We start from the raw sequence: 5,391 nt of genomic DNA, 5'->3' as shown, positions 1-5,391 counted from the left end.
CTAAATATAATCTTTTCAATTTTCCTAACTTGAAAAGATTTGATGCCTTTTCACAATTCATATAGGATTGCTATATTGATAAGCTCACTTTTCAATACCACAAGCCCCACCTAACCCAAACCAAAACTAAGATGACACTCGCTACCATCGCCCGCCCCACTGCCTTAACCTTCCCGACGCTTGACAATGACCCCGATGTGCTCGCGCAACTGCTGGCAGACAAACGATCGGTAAACACCCGCCGCGCCTATGCCGGAGACGTGCGAGATTTTTTCAAAACTATGACCGGGCAATTGCCAAGTCGATCGGCAGTAACTCAGTTTTTACAACTGCCAGAACGGGACGCGGTAGCGCTGGTGCTCAAGTGGAAAGCCATAATGATGTCGGGCGAGGGGCGATCGAAGCCGCTGGCAGAAGCTACGATTAACAGGAGATTAGCTGCTATTAAGTCACTGGTTACAATGGGGTTAAACTTGGGAGTTTGCGACTTTAACCTCGCAAGGATTAAAGGTGAAACCGTGCAGAAATATCGCGATACAACGGGCATTGATGTCTCTACCTTTCAGCGAATCCTGTCAACTTGCAACCGCGAAACATTCGCCGGAAAGCGTGACTATGCACTGCTACGGCTTTTGTGGGGTAACGCTTTGCGCCGAAACGAGGTAAGCCAATTAAGCATCAAAGATTTTAACCCCTGCGCTGGCAATTTACAGATTTTAGGGAAAGGCAAAGGGACGCAGCAGCAGTCGATCGACTTAGGGCCCGCGACTGTTGCAGCAATTCGCGACTGGTTGACAGTACGTCCGGGAACAGCCGGAGAAAATGACCCGTTATTTGTTGCCCTGGACTTCGCAGCGATCGGGCATCGCATCACCGGGGACGGCATTTACAAATTGGTGCAGCGCAAGGCAAAAACCGCCGGAATTGACAAGCAGATGTCACCTCACCGCATCCGCCACAGCGCCATCACCGCTGCTTTGGACGCCACAGACGGCAATGTCAGAAAGGTGCAGAAACTCAGCAGACATAAGAATCTTAATACTTTGATGATCTACGACGACAACCGGGGCCGCGACCAATTGGATGTAACTGCCTTGCTGGATGGGATGTTTTAAGGGGCGATCGGCAAGTGGCAGAGTGCCGCTCACAACCCGAGAAGGGGACGTTACCGAGATGCGCGAACGACCATCTTTCTACTGCGATGCGTTGCTTTTTAGGGGTTGCTAACACGTTTCCTGGCTTCTAAGGCTTTAGTATCATAACCGGAGTTAGGATTAGCTTGGTGCAGTTGCATTAACAAGTCGATGTAGAACTTGTAATAATTTTGTAGTTGGGACAAGTATGAGGTGCGAAGTTCTGGGGTGGTAATTTGGGCGCGGAGGTTTTCGATGATTTTGAGTGAGGATTCAATGTCATTGACGGCTTCGGTAAGATTGTTTTGGTGGCGTTTGACCTCAGCTATGTTGTAAAGGGTAGAAGCTTCTCGAACGCGATCACCTACTGCGCGACTTAGAGGAAGCGCCTGGCTGTAATACTCTAACGCTTTCTGTTTTTCTCCTAACTCGGAGTAGACATTGCCGATGTTGTTGAGGGTGGTAGTTTCCCCGCCGCGATGGCTTACTGCTCGAAACAGAGGAAGCGACTGGCTGTAATACTCTAGTGCTTTCTGTTTTTCTCCCAATTCTGCATAGATCCTGCCGGTGTTGTTGAGGGTCATAGCTTCCACAAACCGCTCACCCAGAACCCTACCAAGAGAAAGCGACTGGCTGTAATACTCTAGTGCTTTCTGTTTTTCTCCCAATTGTGAGTAGGCCTCGCCGATGTTGCCGAGGATCATAGCTTCCACAAACCGATTGCCTAGGGCCCTAGTAAGAGGAAGCGACTGGCTGTAATACTCTAGCGCTTTCTGTTTTTCTCCTAAATCTGCATAAACTTGACCTATGTTGTTGAGGGTGGCAGCTTCCCCGAAGCGATTGCCTAATGCTCGAAACAGGGGGAGCGCCTGGTTGTAATACTCTAGTGCTTTCTGTTTTTCTCCCGAAGCATTGTAGACAAGACCAAGGTTGTTGAAGGTGCCAGCTTCCCCAGAACGATCACCGAGAGCTCGATACAGGGGGAGCGCCTGGTTGTAATACTCTAGTGCTTTCTGTTTTTCTCCCAAATCTGAATAGACTAGGCCCATACCAGTGAGGGTGTTAGCTTCTAATAAGCGCTCACCGATAGCTCGACCCAGAGGTAAGGATTGGTGGTAATACTCTAGCGCTTTCTGTTTTTCTCCCAATTCTGAGTATGCTTGACCAATGTTGTTGAGGGTAACAGCTTCCCGAGAGCGATTGCCCGCTTCTCGATACAGCTTTAATGCTTGTTCAAACTTGACGATCGCACTTCTTTTGGCTTCCGCCGTTCCTTGTTTGTAGAGTTCCTCTGCTTCAAAATTCACTTTTTGAGCAGCCTCGCTACTGTTAGTTTGTGCTATTTGTACAGTTTTACGAACAGGCACGGCTGTTGCTACTGACTGACTTAACTGAACCGAAAGTGCGATCAACAGACCAGCCAAAAACCATTGAGTGCGATCGAACATAGCCACCCCTTTTGTATTTTTGTCAATTTTAATTACTAGCTCGCTTAGGGTAAAGACAGGAAGAAGTAAGGATGATTGCACCTTAGCGCAATTAGCAAGTATTCAATGTAGCGGCAAGGGTTGGGGGCTGTCCGTCAGGATATTATCGTATCCTGATCTGATTTGCTGGGCAGACAGTCAACAATCAGGTCTATAGCCTAGAATGTTGAGACTGCTTTTAGGTGTCACATGACTGTCATCCATTTTCCCGTCTGCGGTTGGAGATTTTTAAGAACTATACCTGCGTTACCTGTGCTACCCGTGCTAAAATCAGTCGTTTGATATTTGTATGGAAGTAAGTCTGTTTAAGATTCAATAACTTTGGTAAATAAATATTATTTTTAAATAAACCAGCTAGCGTTCAGGTATTTTAATTATGGGGTGGGGTTTCCAGTTTAATTCTTTACTATAAAAGGAATTTTAATTTTCATGAAAAATCACTATCGCAAGGTTGCAAATATTGCCGTTGCTTCTGTTGGCACGGCTGTAGGTTTTATACTCGGAGTAAGTGAAGCAGTTAAAGCAGCTACATTTAGTCTTGAGCCTGCAATCACCTTTAAAGTCATAGATTTAAATCTGAACGGACAAGGAGATATAGTTATTCCTAATAATTTTGATGTTGTTGCTAAAGGAACGGTTGCTCAAGCAGCAGCCGTTTCTGAATTCAATCTTGGCAACTTTTCTTTTGACCACAATACAACCATCAATAGTGCTGTTATCGAAGTAATGCTTCACAGTGTTTGGGTAACAGACCCACATATTGGGATAGGTTCTATCAACCCCGGCATTCTAGGCATCTTCGGCTATGTAGGAAACGGAGCAGCCAACGCATCAGATTTTGAGGCAGGAGTATTCTTGAGTTCTGTAGATGTTTCCTCCTTTCCCCCCTTATTATCTGTCAACACTTCTATTAGCTTTGACGTGACTCCGTTTGTTAAGCAGCGAGCTAGCAACGGCGATTCTTTTGCTGGCTTTGGCATTCGTGCCTTAAACCTTGGTGCTGCTAGCATATACGGCCCCAGCCCACCAAGATTGATAGTCGAAACTACCGAAGTTCCCGAACCTACCACAATTCTTGGCTCCATCACGGCAATAGGTGTTGCAGGATTGCTAAAAGGCAAAAAGTTTAAGCCAGCAAAAAAATAAGACGCCGTAAACGTGTACCAGCAGCGATCACCTTCTTGAACGAATACGGGACACATTAGCCCCAGCGCAACTGGCACCCCTCCGGTAAAATTTCGGTGTCGGCGACCCCAAGTACGCCGAACAGTTTGAGCGACTGAAGCTAGTCGTTGATTCAATAGATGCTCATTCACAGATTAGTTGCCTCAAGCCAGACGGCTATCTCACAGGCAAACTGAAGCCGGAAGAATTGGAAGCCGTAAACTGAATATTTGCCGAGTCAGCATACTGCAATTTCCCCATTTAGAGCTGAAAACTGTTACAGCTCCGTCAGGTTATTCATATATATATTAATTATTGTCAGCTTTGGTAGTTGCTTGATCGCCTCGGGGATAGAGGTAATTTTATTGTTCATAAGATTAAGTGATGCCAAATTCGACAATTGCCCTAGCGCTTCTGGGCTGGAGGTAATCTGATTGTCCCAGAGACTAAGCGCTTCCAGATTAGAGAGTTGCCCGAGTTCCTCTGGAATCGAGCTAATCTTATTATGACCGAGCTCAAGCACTGTCAGATTGGAGAGTTGCCCGAGTTTCTTCGGAATCGAGGTAATCTGATTGTCCCAGAGGTAAAGCCGTGCCAGATTGGAAAGTTGCCCAAGCTTCTCTGGAATCGAGGTAATCTTATTATTACCGAGTTCAAGCTCTAACAGATTGGAGAGTTGCCCGAGCGACTCTGGGATGGAGGTAATCTTATTATTACCGAGCCAAAGCTCTAACAGATTGGAGAGTTGCCCGAGCGACTCTGGGATGGAGGTAATCTTATTGCCATTGAGGTCAAGGCTTGTCAGATTTGACAGTTGCCTGAGTGCCTCTGGGATGGAAGTAATCTCATTGCAACTGAGGTCAAGGCTTGTCAGATTTGACAGTTGCCCGAGCGACTCTGGGATGGAGGTAATCTTATTGCCAAAGAAGTTAAGCAATGTCAAATTGGACATTTGCCCGAGCGACTCTGGGATGGAAGTAATCTCATTGTAACTGAGGTCAAGGCTTGTCAGATTTGACAGTTGCCCGAGCGCCTCTGGGATAGAGGTAATCTCATTGTCAATAAGCTTAAGTATTTTTAAGTGGGTTAATTGAAGAACATCATCAGGAAACTTAGTTAGCTGATTTCCCACCCTTTTTATTTTCTTCTCATCCCACTTCCCCAACACTAATATCTCAAGATGTGTACACTTGCCAATCTGCTGCGGCAATTCCTCTAAACCCAGCCCCGACAAATCCAGCTCTGTCAATTTTTCTTCGGCTGTTTGGTCAATTCGCCGCACTGCTTCCTCTAGCGTCATATCCCTTGTCTCTCCGTAGTATTTATTTTCACGAAGTTCAAAATCTCTCTGGTTTTTATTTCACTCTCTAGCTTTTAGAAGCGGGACACCATTTTCAGACAATGGTGCATCAAGCATCTTGGCAACCAAATCAGCTCCAACAATCTAGCTTGCGATACAAAAGCTACATTGTTGGGTAGAGGAGTGTAGTTTCAAAGGTTAACACAGCAGACTTAACTATAAGCATTAAACTATAGCAATCCTATATGAATTGTGAAAAGGCATCAAATCTTTTCAAGTTAGGAAAATTGAAAAGATTATATTTAGC

At 45.7% G+C, this 5,391-nt stretch carries 4 protein-coding genes; 2 read left to right on the top strand and 2 right to left on the bottom strand.

From position 1 onward, the window contains the following. Window positions 1-131 precede the first annotated feature (131 nt). Window positions 132-1,115, top strand: coding sequence for a tyrosine-type recombinase/integrase (locus QUA62_RS28770; protein WP_333408216.1), 984 nt, complete (start codon window positions 132-134; stop codon window positions 1,113-1,115). 98 nt (window positions 1,116-1,213) lie between these two features. Here the strand turns inward: QUA62_RS28770 and QUA62_RS28765 are convergent, their stop codons facing one another. After that, entirely contained in the window at window positions 1,214-2,662 is a 1,449-nt protein-coding gene (locus tag QUA62_RS28765) for a tetratricopeptide repeat protein (RefSeq protein ID WP_333408215.1), read from the bottom strand. Window positions 2,663-3,049: 387 nt separating this feature from the next. Between QUA62_RS28765 and QUA62_RS28760 the strand changes: the two genes are divergently transcribed. Next, a complete protein-coding gene (locus QUA62_RS28760; RefSeq protein WP_333408214.1) occupies window positions 3,050-3,766 on the top strand; it encodes a PEP-CTERM sorting domain-containing protein in 717 nt (238 codons plus the stop codon). A gap of 295 nt (window positions 3,767-4,061) precedes the next feature. Here the strand turns inward: QUA62_RS28760 and QUA62_RS28755 are convergent, their stop codons facing one another. Further along, complete coding sequence (locus tag QUA62_RS28755) at window positions 4,062-5,084, bottom strand: leucine-rich repeat domain-containing protein (protein WP_333408213.1); 1,023 nt, start codon at window positions 5,082-5,084, stop codon at window positions 4,062-4,064. Window positions 5,085-5,391 lie beyond the last annotated feature (307 nt).

This window comes from Microcoleus sp. MON1_C1, from assembly GCF_036701945.1.
In the GTDB taxonomy this organism is placed as follows: domain Bacteria; phylum Cyanobacteriota; class Cyanobacteriia; order Cyanobacteriales; family Microcoleaceae; genus Microcoleus.
The sequence above is the reverse complement of the archived record's forward strand: the minus strand, read 5'-3'. Positions and strand labels throughout refer to the sequence as shown.

Bases quoted from the DNA above. Each gene is read 5' to 3' on its own strand.
- QUA62_RS28755 (WP_333408213.1), bottom strand. From the start codon at position 5,084: ATGACGCTAGAGGAAGCAGTGCGGCGAATTGACCAAACAGCCGAAGAA.
- QUA62_RS28770 (WP_333408216.1), top strand. From the start codon at position 132: ATGACACTCGCTACCATCGCCCGCCCCACTGCCTTAACCTTCCCGACG.
- QUA62_RS28760 (WP_333408214.1), top strand. From the start codon at position 3,050: ATGAAAAATCACTATCGCAAGGTTGCAAATATTGCCGTTGCTTCTGTT.